Genomic DNA, 16,985 nt, shown 5'->3' on the forward strand with positions numbered 1-16,985 from the left:
TCTAGGGAACCTCGCGGAGCACCGGCAGCGGCGGCAGCGTCGTCCCGTACACCCACGCCTCGAACAGCCCGTCCACCGGCTCGTCCGCGAACCGGGCCACGTGCGCGGTGAACGCCGCCGTCGTCACCGACCCGTTCCGGTGCAGCCGCACCCAGGCGCGCAGCATACGGAAGAACGCGTCGTCGCCCAGCGCACAGCGCACCGCGTGCAGGGCCAGCCCGCCCCGCTCGTAGAGCCGGTCGTCGAACATCGACGTGCGGCCGGGGTCACTCAGCCGCAGGTCCTGCGGCAGCGTGGACAGCAACCGGTGGGCCGCGGCGGCCGGTTGCTGGGCGCCGCGCCCGTCCGAGCGCTCGGCCCACAGCCATTCCGCGTACTTGGCGAAGCCCTCGTTCAGCCAGATGTGCCGCCAGTCGGCGACGGACACGCTGTTGCCGAACCACTGGTGCGCCAGCTCGTGCGCCACCAGCCGTTCCGAACCCCGGGAGCCGTCCACATGGTTGGAGCCGAACAGCGACAACCCCTGCGCCTCGACCGGAACGTCGAGTTCCTCCTCGGTCACCGCGACCGCGTAACCGTCGAACGGGTACGGCCCGAACAGCTCCTGGAACAGCTCCATCATCGCGGGCTGCCGCGCGAAGTCCCGGGAGAACTCGGGCAGCAGCCGCGCCGGGATGTGTCCGTGCTGCGGCACACCGCCCGGTCCCGGGTCGCCCAGCAGCACCGTCTGGAACCTGCCGACCGCCAGGCCGACGAGATAGCTGGACGTGGGCGCGGACTGCTCGTACACCCAGGTGGTGGTCGAGGCCTTCGTGGTGCGGGTCAGCAGGCGCCCGCCCGAGACCACCGCGTACGCGGACGGGGTGGTGACCGAGATCAGGTACGACGCCTTGTCGGCGGGCCGGTCGTTGCACGGGTACCAGGACGGCGCCCCGACCGGCTGGCTCGCCACCAGCGCCCCGTCCGCCAGCTCCTCGAAGCCGAGGCCGCCCCAGGGGCTGGACACCGGTCCGGGGTTGCCGGACCAGTGCACCTCCACGGTGAAGGCCGCCCCGGCCCGCACGGGCTTGGCCGGGCGGATGCGCAGCCGCCCGCCCCGGTGCGAGTACTGCGGCTGACGGCCGTCCACCCGCACCCGTCCGATCCTGAAGTCGGCCAGGTTGAGCTGGAATTCGGCGAGCGGCGCCGGGCCGGCGATGGCGTTGATCCGGGCCGTGCCGGACAGCCGGTTCGGGCCCGGGCGGTAGTCCAGCGCGAGTTCGTAGCGGTGCACCCGGTAGCGGGCATCACCATTGTCCGGGAAGTACGGATCCGGACCGGCCGACTGCTGAACTGCCACTGCTGTGTCTGCTCCCTGCGCTGTGCCACCACTGCGTGCCGGTGCCCCGCGTCCCGGCGGCCCGCGCTCAGGGACGCCATGCCTCGATCGGGTTGCCGAGCCAGCGGGTGTCGTCCGGGACGGACTCCGCGGCCATGACGAGCGACGCGGGACCCAGGGTCGTACGGGCCCCGACCGTGCTGCCGGGCAGCACGATCCCGCCAGGGCCCAGCGTGGCGCCCGCGCGGAGGACCACAGTATCCGTCCGCAAGATCCGGTCGTGGAAGAGGTGCGTCTGCAGCACACAGCCCCGGTTGACGGTGGCGGCGTCCTCCAGGGTCACCAGGTCCGCCTCCGGCAGCCAGTAGCTCTCCACCCACACTCCCCGGCCGATGTGCGCGCCGAGCCCGCGCAGCCACGCCGTCATCACCGGCGTCCCCGGCACGGCCCCGGCCAGCCACGGCACCGCGAGCACCTCGACGAACGTGTCCGCCAGCTCGTCCCGCCACACGAACGAACTCCACAGCGGATGCTCCCCGGCCCGGTGCCGCCCCACCAGCAGCCACTTCGCGACGACGGAGACGACCGCCGCGACGACCCCCGCCCCGAGCAGCACCACCCCGGACAGGGCCCACGCCCACGGGCCCAGCGCACACAGCGCCGCCACCGTCAGCACGGCCAGCGCCGCACTGCACAGCACGGGCACGATCCGGCACAGCTCCACCAGCCCGCGCGCCCACAGCAGCCGGGCGGGCGGCTCGTACGTACGGCTCTGATCCCCGCCGGCGGCACTGCGCGGCAGCCTCACCGGCGGCAGCCCCAGATACGAGGTGCCCTTCTTCGCCTTCTTCGGCGTCGCCGACAGCACCCCGACCAGGCCGCCGTCCGGCACGCTCCGCCCCTGCGCGGTCATCCCGGAGTTCCCCAGGAAGGCCCGCCGCCCGATCTCCGCACGCCCGATCCGCACCCAGCCGCCGCCCAGCTCGTACGGAGCCGTCAGCGTGTCGTCGGCGAGGAACGCCCCGTCGCCGACCGTGGTCAGGCTCGGCAGCGCGAGCACGGTCGACACCTCGGCGCCCCGCCCGATCCGCATCCCCAGCAGCCGCAGCCACACCGGCGTGACCAGCCCCGCGTACAGCGGGAACAGCGTCTCGCGGGACCGGTCCATCAGCTGGGTCACGGTCCACGCCTGCCAGCCGACCCGGCTGTGCGTCGGATGCGTACCCTCGCGCAGCCCCGCACTCAGCAGCCGTACCCCGGCCAGGATCAGCAGCGCGTACGCCAGCCCGTACGCGAGCGTGGCCGGGACCAGCGCCGGCGCGGCCCCGCGCAGGGCCTGGACGAGCGAGCTGCCCGGCGCCACGAAGACCCCGGCGGCCAGCAGCGCGGCCACGCCCGCGAGCAGCGGCAGAGCGCCGAGCCCGATGCCCGCCACGGCGTACATCACCCGCCAGTAGGTGCCGCGCCGCGGCCGCTCCTCGGGCCAGGTGCGCTTGGCCTTGCCGACTTTGACCGCGGGCGCGCCCGCCCACCGCTGACCGGTCGGAATCTGCCCGCCGACCGCCGAACCCGGGGCCACCTCGGCCCGCTTGCCGACGCGGGCGCCCGGGAAGAGCATGCTGCGGGTGCCGACGACGGCGTGTGCGCCGACCTTCACCGGGCCGATCTCCAGCCGGTCGCCGTCCAGCCAGTACCCGGACAGGTCCACCTCGGACTCGACGGCCGCGCCCCGGCCCAGCTTGAGCATGCCGGTGACCGGCGGCAGCGAGTGCAGGTCCACCTCGGGCCCGACCTTCGCGCCCAGCACCCGCGCATACCGCTCCAGCCAGGATCCGGTGAGGGCGGTGGCCCCGCTGACCTCGGCGAGCCGTTCGGCGGTCCACAGCCGCAGATGCACGCTCCCGCCGCGCGGATACCGTCCGGGCGTCAGGCCCCGCAGCAACAGCCGTGCCCCGCCCGCCGCCAGCGCGATCCGGCCGGGCGGGGTGAAGAACAGCAGCGCGCCGGCCGCGAGCAGCCACCAGGGGGCGGCCGGCAGCCAGGCGTAGGCGGGCAGCAGGCTTCCGAGGGCGGCCAGGACCAGCGTCCAGCGCAGCCCCAGCAGCGTGACCAGTGGGAGAAGCAGCAGCAGCTGGACCGCCTGGGCACGGACCGGTACCGGCGCGACCGTACGGGCCTTGCCGTCGTCCTGCGCCGAGGCCTCCAGCCGCCGGGCCAGCTTGCGCAGGGTGGGCTGCTGGTAGACGTCGAGGACGGCGGCGCTCGGGTAGCGCGTGCGCAGCCGGGTGGTGAGCTGGGCGGCGGCCAGACTGCCGCCGCCGATCGCGAAGAAGTCGTCACAGGCGCCGGTCACGGGGATACCGAGGACATCCGCCCACTGCTCGGCGAGCCACGCCTCGGTGCCGTAGAGCTCGGCCCTGGGCGTCTCCACACCTTCCAGGGGCCAGGGCAGGGCGTTCCGGTCCACCTTCCCGGACGTACGGGTCGGCAGCTCGGCGACGGGCGCGAGCAGCGGCACCAGCGCGGCGGGCAGCTCGGCGCGCAGCCTCTCGACGGCCGCCGCCTGATCCCAGCCTTCCTGGGTGACCACATACCCGACGAGGAGCTGATTGCCGCCGCGGGCGGTGCGTACGGCGGCAGCGGCCCCGGCGACGCCCGGCAGGGCCTGCAGCGCGGCGTCCACCTCGCCCAGCTCGATCCGCCGCCCGCCCAGTTTGATCTGCTCGTCGGCCCGCCCGAGGAAGACCAGCCCCTGGGGGTCGGCTCTGACCAGGTCACCGCTCCGATAGGCCCGCTCCCAGCCCAGCGAGCGCAGCGGCGCGTACTTCTCCGCGTCCTTCCCGGCGTCGAGGTACCGTGCGAGCCCGACCCCGCCGATGACGAGCTGTCCGCTGCCGCCCATCGGCACCGGCTCCCCGGCCCCGTCGACGACGGCCAGCTCCCAGCCGTTCAGCGGCAGCCCGATCCGCACGGGCCCCTCACCGGTCATCAGCGCCGCACAGGCCACGACGGTCGCCTCGGTCGGCCCGTAGGTGTTCCACACCTCGCGCCCCTCGGTGACCAGCCGCTGCGCCAGCTCGGGCGGGCAGGCCTCGCCGCCGAAGATCAGCAGCCGTACGTCGTTCAGGGTCTCGGGCTCCCACAGCGCGGCCAGCGTGGGCACGGTCGAGACGACGGTGATCTCCTGCTCCACCAGCCAGGGCCCGAGATCGGCCCCGCTCCTGACCTGCGACCGGGGCACGGGCACCAGACAGGCGCCGTACCGCCAGGCCAGCCACATCTCCTCGCAGGACGCGTCGAAGGCGACGGAGAGACCCGCCATGACCCGGTCGCCGGGCCCGATCGGCTCCTCCGCGAGGAACAGGGCCGCCTCCGCGTCCACGAACGCGGCGGCGCTGCGGTGCGTGACGGCCACGCCCTTGGGCTTGCCGGTCGACCCGGAGGTGAAGATGATCCAGGCGTCGTCCCCGGCACCGGGGCGGGCGGCGGGGGAGCCGGGGACACCCTGGACGGTGAGGCTGTGCCCGGCCCCGACGACGGCCCGCACCCCGGCCTCCCCGAACACCAACTCGGCCCGCTCGTCCGGGTCCTCGGCGTCGACGGGAACATAGGCGGCGCCGACGGCGAGTACGGCGAGGATCGCGACGTACAGCTCGTTGGTACCGGAGGGCACGCGCACCCCGACCCGGTCCCGGAGCCCGACCCCGGCGGCTGCCAGCCGCAGCCGCAGCCGCTCCACCTCGCCGGCCAGCGCACGGTAGGTCAGACACGTCGTACCGTCGTCCAGGGCGGGCTCGTCCGGGTGCGACCGCACGGCCGCCTCGAAGACGTCGACCAGCGTGCGCGGTGAGGCGGCGGGCCCGGCGGAGAAACGTGCCCTGTCGCCGAACTGCGTGCGGATCTCTTCGTCGAGCAGGCCGAGAGCGCTGCTCTCGTCTATGGCTGCCATCGGGTCCTCACGTCGTGTCCGGCTGGCTAACACTGAGTAACAAGCCGGAAATATTAGTACGACGCTAGGGTTCGCCCCTTCCTCCAGCCGCTCGGGAGGGCCGTCCGGGTGACTGAGCCGCGCCGCCACCGGGTCGCTGACCTGCGGATCTTCAGGTCGGACGAGAGATGGCCCACACGCACGGTCAACGACCGGACACCAAGGGTGATGTTCAGGGTGTTTTCAGGAGGTCTCCGACGGTCCGGCGAACCTTGGAGACGACGTCTTCGTCTCCGAGGCGCAGTGCCGTGTTGGCCGCACACAGGGCGGAGTCGATCTGGAAGACCGCGAGGTCGATGTCGAGTTCCGCGATCTCATGGGCTGCGACGGCGTTCCGCAGTTCCTTCTCGATGGTGTCGAGCCATTCCTGCTGATGGCGGAACAGGGCGTCACGGATCGCCCCCGGCTTGCTGTCGAAACGGGCGGCGTTCGCGACCCGGAAGCAGCCGCCTTCGAACAGCGGGGTCGTGGCGTACTCGATCCAGTGCTCGACCAGAGAACGCAGCCGTTCGACTCCGGGTGCCGCTGTCCACGCCGGGCGGACGACCGCGTCGATGAACATGTCGCGCGCATAGTCGATGGTCCCGAGCTGGAGCACTTCCTTGGATCTGAAGAGCGTCTGGATGCCCGCCTTGCTCATGCCCGTGTCGGTCGCGAGACGGCCGAAACTCACGTCGTCCAGCCCGTCGAGGGAGGCGATGTCGACGGCACGGCGCAGTACGACCTCACGTGCCCGCGCACCTCTGAGCAGTCGCTTGTCAGTGATCGACGCCCTGTCCGCCCGCGTGACGAAGGCTCGCTCCTCAGTGCCCATACGGTCGATCGTACCTCTTGGGAGGGATCCTTCCGGCCTGTCCGGGACGTACGGCGACGCAGTGAGGCCCCGACCTCACGGTCGGGGCCTCACTGCGTATCTCCAGTGTCCGAGGGGGGACTTGAACCCCCACGCCCGATAAAGGGCACTAGCACCTCAAGCTAGCGCGTCTGCCATTCCGCCACCCGGACAAGGTGTCTGTCGTGCGGGGGAGCCCTTTCGGCGGGGTTTCCCTCGCGGCGACGAAGGAAACATTACCAGGCTTTCGGGAGTGGCTGATCACCCCCGGCCCCCCGGCCGGTCGCGCGTGAACGGCGTGTGACGGGCCGGGACCGGTCTTGGGCCGCGGGCGGGGGAGAGGGAGGATGAGGAGGGACCACCAGCAGCGACAGCGCGGGAGGAAGCACGTGAGCGAGACGGACACGTCCAGGGGCGTCACCGGCGAGGACGAGGTCGTGGACCTCTGCCGCGAGCTGATCCGGTTCGACACCAGCAACTACGGCGACCACTCCGGACCCGGCGAGCGGCAGGCCGCCGAGTGGGTCGCCGAGAAGCTCGCCGAGGTCGGGCTCGAACCGGAGATCTTCGAGTCGCACCCCGGCCGCGCCTCGACGGTGGCCCGTATCGAGGGGGACGACCCCTCCCGGCCCGCGCTGCTGATCCACGGTCACCTGGACGTCGTACCGGCCAACGCCGGCGACTGGACCCACCACCCGTTCTCCGGCGAGGTGGCCGACGGGTGCGTGTGGGGGCGCGGGGCCGTCGACATGAAGGACATGGACGCCATGACCCTGGCGGTCGTGCGCGACCGGCTCAGGAGCGGGCGGCGGCCCCCGCGGGACATCGTCGTCGCCTTCCTCGCCGACGAGGAGGCCGGCGGTACGTACGGCGCCCGCCACCTGGTCGACCACCACCCCGGACTGTTCGAGGGCGTCACCGAGGCGATCAGCGAGGTCGGCGGCTTCTCCTTCACGGTGGACGAGCAGCGTCGCCTCTACCTGATCCAGACGGCCGAGAAGGGCATGCACTGGATGAAGCTGACCGTGGCCGGCACCGCCGGGCACGGCTCGATGATCCACCGGGACAACGCCATCACCGAGCTGTCCGAGGCCGTCGCCCGGGTCGGACGGCACCGGTTCCCGGTGCGGGTCACCAAGACCACCCGGGCCTTCCTCGACGAACTGGGCGACGCGCTCGGCACCGAGCTGGACCCGGAGGACATGGAGTCCACCCTCGCCAAGCTCGGCGGCATCGCCAAGCTGATCGGCGCGACGCTGAGCAACACCGCCAACCCCACCCAGCTGAACGCCGGCTACAAGGTCAACGTCATCCCGGGCGAGGCCAGCGCGCACATCGACGGACGGTTCCTGCCGGGCTACGAGGAGGAGTTCCTCGCCGACCTCGACCGGCTGCTCGGACCGAACGTCCGCCGCGAGGACGTGCACGCCGACAAGGCCGTCGAGACCGGCTTCGACGGGGCGCTGGTGGAGGCCATGCAGTCCGCGCTGCTGGCCGAGGACCCGACGGCCAAGGCGATCCCGTACATGCTCTCCGGCGGTACCGACGCCAAGTCCTTCGACGACCTCGGCATCCGCGGCTTCGGCTTCGCCCCGCTGAAGCTGCCGCCGGAGCTGGACTTCGCCGGCATGTTCCACGGCGTGGACGAGCGGGTCCCGGTGGACGGGCTGCGGTTCGGGGTGCGCGTGCTGGACCGGTTCATCGACGCGTCGTGAGGTCCTGGGCCGAGGTAATCGGCCGCCCGTACGAGATCGACTGGAACGGGTGAATGCGACGATCGGTTCGTAGCTTCATTAGTTCCTCCTCGTTACAGGTGATGTGACTCCGCGCCTTGGAGTCGTATTGCCAACAAGGAGGAATAATGATCAAGAAGGTCGTCGCTGCTGCGGCTGCCACCGGTGGGCTGGTTCTCGCGGGCGCGGGCCTCGCCGTCGCAGACTCCGGGGCCCAGGGTGCCGCCGTGCACTCGCCGGGCGTCGTCTCCGGCAATGTCATTCAGGTCCCCGTGCACGTCCCGGTGAACGTCTGCGGCAACACGGTCAACGTGATCGGGCTCCTGAACCCCGCCTTCGGCAACACCTGCGTCAACAAGTGACGACGACCTCCTGAGGGGGGCGTCTTTTTCGAGCCGTCGGCCCCGGAGCGCGCGCCATGCGCTCCGGGGCCGACCGGCCTCTTGCGCGGAGTCATGATCCGCGAGGGTCGCAATCGCGAGGCACAGCAGGATCGAAGGCAGGGGAAATCAGAATGCGACAGGGCACCCGCAAGGGCCTGATGACGATGGCGGCGGCCACCGGTGTGATCGCCGCCGCGAGCGGCTATGCCCACGCCGACGCGGGCGCGGCCGGCGCCGCCGCCGGCTCACCCGGCGTACTGTCCGGCAACACGGTGCAGGTGCCGGTGCACGCGCCGGTGAACGTCTGCGGCAACACCGTGAACGTCGTCGGGCTGCTCAATCCGGCCGCGGGCAACTCATGCGCCAACCACGGCGGCGCTTCCGGGGGACACGGCGGCTCCGGCGGAGCGCACGCGAGCGGCCACACCGGCGGCTCGCCCGGCGTCGGATCCGGTAACACGGTGCAGGCGCCGATCGACGCCCCGGTGAACGTCTGCGGCAACAGCGTGAACGTCATCGGAGTCGGCAACGCCGCCGCGGGCAACGACTGCGCCAACCACGGCGGCTCCGGTGGTTCCGGCGGTGCGCACGCGGGCGGCCACACCGGCGGCTCGCCCGGCGTCGGATCCGGTAACACGGTGCAGGCGCCGATCGACGCCCCGGTGAACGTCTGCGGCAACAGCGTGAACGTCATCGGAGTCGGCAACGCCGCCGCGGGCAACGACTGCGCCAACGGAGGCGGTGACCACCACACCCAGCCACCGGGCGGAGGCCACGGCAACCCGCCCGGACAGCCGGGACACCCCGGTCATCCGGGCCACCCGGGACACCCCGGCCAGCCGGGCCACCCCGGCCAGCCGGGTCACCCGGGAAGCCCGACGACCCCGCCCGGCCAGGGCGGCCACACGCCGCAGGGGCCCCATGGGTCCAGCCAGGTCACGCAGCACGGCGGCCGCTCCGGGCAGCCGCTGACCAACGGCCAGCTCGCGCACACCGGCAGCGAGCTGCCGCTGGACCTCGTGCTGCCGGTCGGCGCGGGCGCGCTGCTCGCGGGCGCGGTGCTCTACCGCAAGACGCGGGCCACGGCGTAACCGGAAGCCCCGACCGGGGAGCGCAGTGAACGGAGCGGGCCCCGCCATCTCAGACGGGGCCCGCTCCGGTTCAGGTCGCCGGCGTCACCACGTGGCACGCACCTGGCGGATGATCCGCCGGCGCAACCGCACCCTGCGGCTGCCGTCGCGCAGCAGGCTCAGTCGGTCCAACTCCCAGTGTCCGTACTCGGCATGGTCCGTCAGCAGACGTGTCGCCTCCTTGCGGGAGACCCCGCGAGGCACGTACACGTCGACAAATTCGTATTCCGGCATCGCATCTATTGTGCGGGCTGGGGCCAGGTACGGATAGCGTCTGCACTATGTCTGATGCTGCGCAGCCCACCGCTGCCGAGGTACGCGCCGCCGCCGAGGCGATCAAGACCGCGCTCGACCGTCATCTGGCCGCGGTCGAACGCAGGTCGGGGGAGGACGACCCGGCCGTCCTGGAGGCGTTCAACCAGCTGGCCGCGGCCGCCGAGGTGTACGACGAGCTGCTGTACGACCGCTATGACGAGGTCACTCCCTTCGAGATCCCCGGTGCGGAGGAGCTGCCGCCGTACGCGGGCCCCGAGGAACCCCACGCGATCAGCGTGCTGATCCGCCGCGACTACGCCGTGGCGGAACCCCAGCGGCTGCTGGCGCAGGCCCAGCGGGTCGAGGCGGCGGAGTACTCGGCTCCCGGTGGTCTGGCCGAGGGCGCCGCCGGCACGGTTCCGGGAGCGCTCGGCCTCCTGTTCGGCGAGTTCGAACCGGACGAGATCGCCTCCCGGCACAAGGAGTTCGGTCTGGAGGAGGGTGACTCCACGCTCTGGGTCACCGCCACGGACGAGGCGCCCGAGGCCGGGGAGTGGCTGGAGACGCCGTTCGAGCACATCGATCCGCAGCAGGTCGTGTGCCGGTTCGATGTCAGCGCCGTGTTCGACGAGGAAGCGGACGACGACGAAGAACTCGAGTTCGTCGAGGACGAGGGCGAGGGCGAGGCTCTGGAGCCGCTGGACAGCGAGAAGTGAGCGGAGCCGGCGGCGCCGTAGCGGCCTGGGACCGGTACGGCACCGCCGGGCCCCGCCGGCGTGGCTGAACGCCGTCGCGGCCGAGCCGGCCGGCACGGCGCAAACAGGGTGCTCAGCTCGCCGGCGCCTGAGTGCGCAGCAGCGTCTGCAGCCGGGTCGTGCGGGGCTTGGCCGGGGTCTCCGCCACCGCCTTCGGCAGGGCCTGTTCCACACCGTGGACCACGGACAGATGCCGCTCCGCCCGGCCGAACGCCGTGTACACCCAGGGCCTGCTGAGCGCCTGCGCCGCATCGCCGGGCAGCACCACGACCGCCGCCGGCCAGCGGGCCCCCACCGCCTGGTGCGCGGTCAGTGCCCAGCCGTGCCGTACGGCCTCCTCCACCCGCTCGCGCGGTACGACCACCGGGGCTCCCGCGCACGACAGGTGCAGCCCGTCCGCGTCGGCCTTCACCACCACGCCCGGCACCGCACGGCCCGGAGCGGGGGAGTGGACGATCCGGTCGCCGGGGTCGAAGCCGCCGAAGCGGCCGGGGCCGGGGTTGAGGCGTTCCTTCAGCGCGGAGTTGAGGGCACGGGTGCCCGCGGCGCCGCCGTGCCCCGGAGTGATCACCACGGTCTGGCCGGCCGGGACACCGATCGCCCGCGGCACCGAGTCCGCGACCAGCTGAACCGTCCGGTGCACGGCCTCCCCCGCGTCCCGCACCGGGACGATGACGATCTCCTTGCCCGGAGCGGCCACCTGGTTCAGCTCGCCGACGCCGATACCGGAGACCAGCTCGCCGATCGGTCCCGGGTCGGGGACGCGGGAGACGATCTGCGGGCAGACGCGGGCGGCGAGCAGATCGGCGAAGACCCGGCCCGGACCGGCCGACCACAGCACCGCCGGGTCACCGCTGAGCACCAGCCGGGCCCCGTCGGGCAGCGACTCCGTCAGCATCGCGGCGCTCTCCACGTCGAGTTGCGGGGCGTCGAGCACGATCAGCAGGTCCAGTTCCAGCGCGCCGTCCGCGTCCCGGCCCGGTCCCTCGGCGCCGGACAGCAGGCCGGCGACCGTGCCCACGCTCTGCTCCGCCGGGCCGGCACCGGGCAGTGCGGCGAAGCGGTGGCGGCCGTCGGGCGTGTGGCAGACGGCGAACGCCCGCAGGCCCGCGGCGTGGGCCGCACCGAGCAGGGCGGCCGGTTCGGCGCGGGCCGCCTCCCCGCCCGTGTGCAGCACCAGGCCGTGCCCGGCGACCGCGCGGACCAGCTCGGCAGCCCCGCCGGAGACCGACTCGGCGGCCGTCTGCCAGGCCTGCTCGGTCTCCTCGGCCAACGAGTTGACCAGCCGGCCCAGGCCGTCGGCGAGGCTCTCCTCGGCCAGCGCGTACCGCTCCAGGCCGACGAGGACCCGCACCGGTCGCTCCTGTTCCTCGTCGGTGTCCTCGACCGTGGGGGCACCGGCCTCCTGCAGCGCGTCCTGGAAGGCCAGGGCCTCGCCCTCCGCGAGGGTGCCCTGCACCGCCGCCTCCGGGTCCGGCACGCTCTGCCGGCCCAGCGCCGCGGTCAGCGCGGGCAGGTCCAGTGCGGTGTGCCCGGCCAGGGCCGCCTGCTCCAGCAGCCACACCGTGACCGCGCGGCCCCGCCGCTCGTCGTCCGGGCCGCAGGCGGCGCCGAGCAGCGTGCGTGCGAAGCCGTCGGCCTGGTCGGGCCGTACGCCGCCGATCCGCAGCAGCTGCCAGGGATCCGTGCGCAGCGCCGCGTCGGCGCCCTCGCCGAGAGCCGCGGCCACCTGGGCGGCGAGAGCCTCGGGCGCGCCGCCCTCGGCGAGCACCCGGCGGACTTCCTCCACCGTGTGCGGTGCCGCAGCGGCGGGCGTGGCGGCGGCCGGGGCGGGCGCGGGGTGCGGCCGGCGTACGGGCTCCGGAGCCGGGCGGCGGGGCGCCGGCGCGGGCTCGGCGAACACCGCGCCCGCCGGCTTCTCGCCGCTCTCCACGGCCCGCACCGCCGCGAGCAGGTCGGCGGCCTTGCCGCTGAGCTTCGTGCCGCTCTGGATCGGGCTCCTCTCGGCCTTGCGCCGCTCGATCCGCTCCCGCTCGATCCGCTGCGCGGCCAACTCGGCCTCCGCCTCGGACAACCGGGCCGCGTCCGCGCCGTCCGCACCCCCCTTGCCGTCCGCGTCGCTGCTGTCGCCGCTGTCGCCGCTGTCGCCGTGCGAGCCTTCGGCACCGCTCTCGTCGGTGACTTCGCTGCCTTCGGCGCCACCGTCGCGGTCCGCACGGCCTTCCTCGGGCGCGGTGTCCCGGCCCGGGGTCCCGGGTGTGTCCGGCGTCCCCGGCCCGGCTGCCTCCGTGGTCTCCGGCTCCGTGCTCACAGCGTGCTCCAGTCGTGATCGGGATAGCGGTGCACGGGCGCCGACACATCGTCCAGCGCCCTGCAGATCTCGTCAGGAAGACTAAGGGCCTCCACTGACAATGCCGCCGTGAGCTGCTGCGCGGTGCGCGCGCCGACGATCGGGGCGGCCACGCCGGGCCGGTCCCGGACCCAGGCGAGGGCCACTTGGAGCGGGGTGACGGCGAGCCCGTCGGCGGCGGTCGTCACCGCGTCCACGATGCGGGTCGCCGTGTCGTCCAGATACGGTTCCACGAACGGGGCCAGATGCTCGGAGGCGCCGCGTGAGTCCGGGGGAGTGGTGTGCCGGTACTTGCCGGTGAGGACGCCCCGGCCGAGAGGGGAGGAGGGCAGCAGACCCACGCCGAGGTCCAGAGCGGCGGGCAGCACCTCGCGCTCCACGCCCCGCTGCAGCAGCGAGTACTCCATCTGTGTGCCGGCCAGCCGGGTTCTCGCGCCGGGCGCCGCGATCTGCCAGGTGGCCGCCTTCGCCAGCTGCCAGCCGCAGAAGTTGGAGACGCCGACGTAGCGGGCGCGGCCGCTGCCCACCGCTATGTCGAGGGCCTGGAGCGTCTCCTCCAGCGGGGTGCCGGGGTCGTGGGCGTGGACGTGCCACAGGTCGACGTAGTCCGTGCCCAGCCGGGCCAGGGACGCGTCGAGTGCGGCCAGCAGATGGCCGCGGGAGCCGTCGAAGCGGCGGTCGGGGTCGGGGACGCTGCCCGCTTTGGTGGAGATCACCAGGTCCCGGCGTGGCACCAGCCCGTCCATCAGCTGCCCGAGCAGATACTCCGCCTCTCCGTCGCCGTACACGTCCGCGGTGTCGACGAGGGTTCCGCCGGCTTCCCAGAACGCCTTCAGCATGTCCGCGGCGTCGTGCTCGTCGGTGTCCCGGCCCCAGGTGAGGGTGCCGAGTCCGATGCGGGACACGCGCAGGCCGGTACGGCCGAGATGCCTCTGCTCCATGCGGGCGAGATTACTGGCCAGAACCGGTGCGGTGGGTTGCCTGTGGATAACCGGGTCGGACGCCGGGCGCCCGGTGCCGCAGGTGTGTATCCGCGCTAAGGTCACCCCCGACAACGACGTTACTCACGGGTAAGAGGAGCGGCCATGGAGCTCGGGATCAACCTCGGCTACTGGGGTGCGGGAATGGACGGGGACAATCTGGCCGTGGCCCAGGAGGCCGACCGGCTGGGCTTCTCCGTGTGCTGGGCCGCCGAGGCCTACGGCTCCGACGCGGCGACGGTGCTGTCCTGGGTCGCCGCGCAGACCGAGAGCATCGACGTCGGCTCGGCCATCTTCCAGATCCCGGCCCGCCAGCCCGCGATGACCGCGATGACGGCCGCGACGCTCGACTCGCTGTCCGGCGGGCGGTTCCGGCTCGGGCTCGGGGTGTCCGGACCGCAGGTCTCGGAGGGCTGGTACGGCGTCAAGTTCGACAAGCCGCTGGCCCGCACCCGTGAGTACGTGGAGATCGTACGGAGGGCCATGACGCGGGAGCGGCTGACGTACGAGGGCGAGCACTGGACGCTGCCGCTGCCCGGCGGCCCGGGCAAGCCGATCAAGCTGACCGTGCACCCGCAGCGCGAGCACATCCCGCTGTACATCGCCGCGATCGGCCCGAAGAACCTGGAGCAGACCGGCGAGATCGCCGACGGCGCCCTGCTGATCTTCCCGGCCGCCGAACACCTGGAGGAGACCACCCTGAAGTACCTGCGCGCGGGGCGGGCGAAGGCCGGCAGGACCTTCGACGGGTTCGACGTGTGCCCGACCCTGCCGATCGCCGTCGGCGACGACAAGGACGTGGCCCGCCTCGCGGACACCTTCCGCCCCTACACCGCGCTGTACGTCGGCGGCATGGGCAGCGCCAAGCAGAACTTCTACAACCAGCTCGCCCAGCGCATGGGGTACGAGAAGGAAGCCGCCGAGATCCAGCAGAAGTACCTGTCCGGCGACAAGCAGGGCGCCGCGGCAGCGATCCCGCAGGACCTCATCGACAAGACGACGCTGCTGGGTTCCGTGGACCGTATCGCCGACCGGATGAGGGCCTACGCGGCCGCCGGTGTCACCACGCTCAGCCTGTCCCCGGCCGGCTTCACACTGGAGGAGCGGATCGCCTCCCTGCGGGCCGGCAGCGAGGCCCTGGAGCGCGCCGGTCTGGCCTAGGAGTCTTCAGCGGCCGTGGTGGGGGCTCGGGGGGTCTTCCCCGCCACGGCCGTCACCGGGAACAACGCGCTCGGTGCCGCGCGGTTACGACGCTCGTGTTCCTTCTTCCGGCCGAGCGGGGACGGACAGCTGTTGCGGCCCTCTTCTGTTCGCATCCGACTCCATCGCCGCCGGCGGGGAGTCCCAGGGCGACTGGGAGAACGGACGGATCGCCGCGCTGGTGCCGTGGACCGAACGCGCGCCGGACCCGAAGATCGCCCGCCACGGCGCCGACGAGGCCCACGAGTGCGCCTGAGCCGCGGAGGCAAGGGCCTCACAGCCACCCGCGCCGCTTGAACAGCCGGTACAGCAGCACCTCCAGGGCGGCCATCACGAGGATCACCGCCGGATACGACCACAGCCAGTGCAACTCCGGCATGTGGTCGAAGTTCATTCCGTAGATCCCCGCGATCATCGTGGGGACCGCCGCCATCGCCGCCCACGCGGAGATCTTCCGCATGTCGTCGTTCTGCCGCACGCTCATCTGCGCCAGATGAGCCGACAGGACGTCCGACACCAGCCGGTCCAGGGCCTCCACGGACTCGTTCACCCGCGTGAGGTGGTCGCCCACGTCCCGGAAGAACGGGCGGGCCTTGTCCTGCACGAAGGGCACCCCGGCACCGAACTGTCCCGTGCCCGCCAGCCGGGCCAGCGGCAGCGCCAGCGGGCCGGTGGCCCGGCGGAACTCCAGGACCTGCCGTTTGAAGCCGTAGATCCGCGACGCGGTGTGACGCGAGCCGCCGCCCTCCGGCAGGAACACCTCCGCCTCCAGCTCCTCCAGATCGTTCCCCAGCTCCGTCGCCACCTCCAGGTAGTGGTCGACGACGGCGTCGGAGACCGCGTACAGCACGGCGGTCGGGCCCTTGTCGAGCATCTCCGGCTCGTCCTCCAGCCGACGCCGTACGGCGGCCAGCGGCGAGCCCTCGCCGTGGCGGACGGTGACCACGAAGCAGTCGCCGATGAAGACCATGATCTCGCCCGCCGAGACGGTGTCGCTCTCCGGCTCGTACACGACCGGCTTCAGGACCATGAACAGCGAGTCGTCGTACACCTCCAGTTTGGGCCGCTGATGCGCCTTGAGCGCGTCCTCGACCGCGAGCGGATGCAGCCCGAACTCCTGGGTGACCAGGTCGAACTCCCGCTCGGACGGCTCGTGCAGGCCGATCCAGACGAACCCGCCCGCCGCCCGCGCCTCGGCGAGCGCGTCGGACAGGTCCTCCGGGCCCTCGGTGCGGAGCCCGTGCCGGTAGATGGCGCAGTCCACGATCACGGAGCGCATTCTCCCTTCGCCCGTTCGCCGGTGCAGGTCCTCATACGCCTACCCTGGGCCGCATGCCCACGCTGATCCTCGTCAGGCACGGACGTTCCACCGCCAACACTTCCGGGGTGCTCGCCGGGTGGACGCCAGGCGTCGCCCTGGACGAGCGCGGCGCCGCCCAGGCCGCCGCCCTGCCCGGCAGGCTCGCCGCACTGCCCCTCGCCGAGGTCGTCACCAGTCCCCTCCAGCGCTGCCAGGAGACCGTACGGCCGCTGCTGGAGGCCCGCCCGGGCCTGCGCGCCCACACCGACGAGCGGATCGGGGAGTGCCACTACGGCGACTGGTCCGGCCGCAAGCTCGCCGAGCTGAAGGACGAGCCGCTGATGGAGGTCGTCCAGGCCCACCCGTCGGCCGCGGCCTTCCCCGGCGGTGAGTCCATGCGGGCCATGCAGACCCGTGCGGCCGAGGCCGTACGCGAGTGGAACGCGCGCGTGGAGCGCGACCACGGCGCCGACGCCGTCTACCTCATGTGCTCCCACGGTGACATCATCAAATCCCTGGTCGCCGACGCCCTCGGACTCCATCTCGACCTCTTCCAGAGGATCTCCGTGGAACCGTGTTCCGTCACCGCGATCCGCTACACCCGCCTGAGGCCGTTCCTCGTTCGCCTCGGCGACACCGGGGATTTCGCTTCGCTCGCCCCGCGCGAGGAACCTGGTGAGGGCGACGCACCGGTCGGGGGTGGTGCGGGCGCACCGTGATCGTCGGCCGCAGTAGGGTGAAGCGGTCCGCGCAGTCGCCCC

Annotated in this window: 13 protein-coding genes, 1 tRNA gene and 1 pseudogene; 7 read left to right on the forward strand and 8 right to left on the reverse strand. The window is 72.7% G+C overall.

The genetic code is table 11. The annotated features are described in order from the left end of the window. Position 1: 1 nt before the first annotated feature. The 4 genes from ACZ7GZ_RS19630 to ACZ7GZ_RS19645 form a co-directional block, all read right to left on the reverse strand. Positions 2-1,339 carry a M1 family metallopeptidase gene (locus tag ACZ7GZ_RS19630; protein WP_471025662.1) on the reverse strand — a complete coding sequence of 446 codons (1,338 nt, stop codon included), beginning with the start codon at positions 1,337-1,339 and terminating at the stop codon, positions 2-4. A 67-nt stretch (positions 1,340-1,406) separates the two neighbouring features. Then, positions 1,407-5,267 (reverse strand): Pls/PosA family non-ribosomal peptide synthetase, encoded by a 3,861-nt coding sequence (locus ACZ7GZ_RS19635; protein ID WP_471025664.1) that lies wholly within the window; start codon positions 5,265-5,267, stop codon positions 1,407-1,409. A gap of 211 nt (positions 5,268-5,478) precedes the next feature. Then, complete coding sequence (locus tag ACZ7GZ_RS19640) at positions 5,479-6,120, reverse strand: TetR/AcrR family transcriptional regulator (RefSeq protein WP_471025667.1); 642 nt, start codon at positions 6,118-6,120, stop codon at positions 5,479-5,481. Between the two features lie 106 nt (positions 6,121-6,226). After that, a tRNA-Leu gene (locus ACZ7GZ_RS19645) sits at positions 6,227-6,311 on the reverse strand. Between the two features lie 216 nt (positions 6,312-6,527). On the opposite strand from ACZ7GZ_RS19645, the gene ACZ7GZ_RS19650 reads away from it, so the two are divergent. The 3 genes from ACZ7GZ_RS19650 (at position 6,528) to ACZ7GZ_RS19660 (ending at position 9,345) form a co-directional block, all read left to right on the forward strand. Further along, the gene (locus tag ACZ7GZ_RS19650) at positions 6,528-7,853 is read left to right on the forward strand and encodes a M20/M25/M40 family metallo-hydrolase (RefSeq protein WP_471025669.1); all 1,326 of its coding nucleotides are present in this window, start codon (positions 6,528-6,530) and stop codon (positions 7,851-7,853) included. A 146-nt stretch (positions 7,854-7,999) separates the two neighbouring features. Beyond that, complete coding sequence (gene chpH / locus ACZ7GZ_RS19655) at positions 8,000-8,233, forward strand: chaplin ChpH (RefSeq protein ID WP_031162172.1); 234 nt, start codon at positions 8,000-8,002, stop codon at positions 8,231-8,233. 152 nt (positions 8,234-8,385) lie between these two features. Then, positions 8,386-9,345 (forward strand): chaplin, encoded by a 960-nt coding sequence (locus ACZ7GZ_RS19660; protein ID WP_471025671.1) that lies wholly within the window; start codon positions 8,386-8,388, stop codon positions 9,343-9,345. An 84-nt stretch (positions 9,346-9,429) separates the two neighbouring features. Here ACZ7GZ_RS19660 and ACZ7GZ_RS19665 read toward each other — a convergent pair whose 3' ends face one another. After that, positions 9,430-9,618 carry a DUF5703 family protein gene (locus ACZ7GZ_RS19665; RefSeq protein WP_014671721.1) on the reverse strand — a complete coding sequence of 63 codons (189 nt, stop codon included), beginning with the start codon at positions 9,616-9,618 and terminating at the stop codon, positions 9,430-9,432. Positions 9,619-9,665: 47 nt separating this feature from the next. On the opposite strand from ACZ7GZ_RS19665, the gene ACZ7GZ_RS19670 reads away from it, so the two are divergent. Further along, positions 9,666-10,355 (forward strand): hypothetical protein, encoded by a 690-nt coding sequence (locus tag ACZ7GZ_RS19670; RefSeq protein ID WP_471025674.1) that lies wholly within the window; start codon positions 9,666-9,668, stop codon positions 10,353-10,355. 112 nt (positions 10,356-10,467) lie between these two features. On the opposite strand, the gene ACZ7GZ_RS19675 is transcribed toward ACZ7GZ_RS19670, so the two are convergent. Further along, positions 10,468-12,705: a helix-hairpin-helix domain-containing protein gene (locus ACZ7GZ_RS19675; RefSeq protein ID WP_471025675.1), complete on the reverse strand. Its 2,238-nt coding sequence runs from the start codon at positions 12,703-12,705 to the stop codon at positions 10,468-10,470. Then, on the reverse strand, positions 12,702-13,685 hold the full coding sequence (locus tag ACZ7GZ_RS19680; RefSeq protein WP_471025677.1) for an aldo/keto reductase: 984 nt from the start codon (positions 13,683-13,685) through the stop codon (positions 12,702-12,704). The genes ACZ7GZ_RS19675 and ACZ7GZ_RS19680 overlap by 4 nt, the downstream gene beginning before the upstream one ends. Positions 13,686-13,829: 144 nt before the next feature. Here ACZ7GZ_RS19680 and ACZ7GZ_RS19685 point away from each other — a divergent pair, with 144 nt between their 5' ends. Both ACZ7GZ_RS19685 and ACZ7GZ_RS19690 read left to right on the forward strand, forming a co-directional pair. Continuing rightward, entirely contained in the window at positions 13,830-14,885 is a 1,056-nt protein-coding gene (locus tag ACZ7GZ_RS19685) for an LLM class F420-dependent oxidoreductase (RefSeq protein WP_471025678.1), read from the forward strand. A gap of 160 nt (positions 14,886-15,045) precedes the next feature. Next, a pseudogene (locus tag ACZ7GZ_RS19690) lies at positions 15,046-15,162 on the forward strand (ferritin-like domain-containing protein); the annotation flags it as partial. A 36-nt stretch (positions 15,163-15,198) separates the two neighbouring features. On the opposite strand, the gene corA reads toward ACZ7GZ_RS19690, so the two are convergent. Continuing rightward, the gene (gene corA / locus ACZ7GZ_RS19695; protein WP_471025680.1) at positions 15,199-16,194 is read right to left on the reverse strand and encodes a magnesium/cobalt transporter CorA; all 996 of its coding nucleotides are present in this window, start codon (positions 16,192-16,194) and stop codon (positions 15,199-15,201) included. A 62-nt stretch (positions 16,195-16,256) separates the two neighbouring features. Here corA and ACZ7GZ_RS19700 point away from each other — a divergent pair, with 62 nt between their 5' ends. Then, positions 16,257-16,943 (forward strand): histidine phosphatase family protein, encoded by a 687-nt coding sequence (locus ACZ7GZ_RS19700; RefSeq protein WP_471025681.1) that lies wholly within the window; start codon positions 16,257-16,259, stop codon positions 16,941-16,943. The last annotated feature ends 42 nt before the right edge of the window (positions 16,944-16,985 follow it).

This window comes from Streptomyces sp. NPDC037288 (assembly GCF_055603265.1).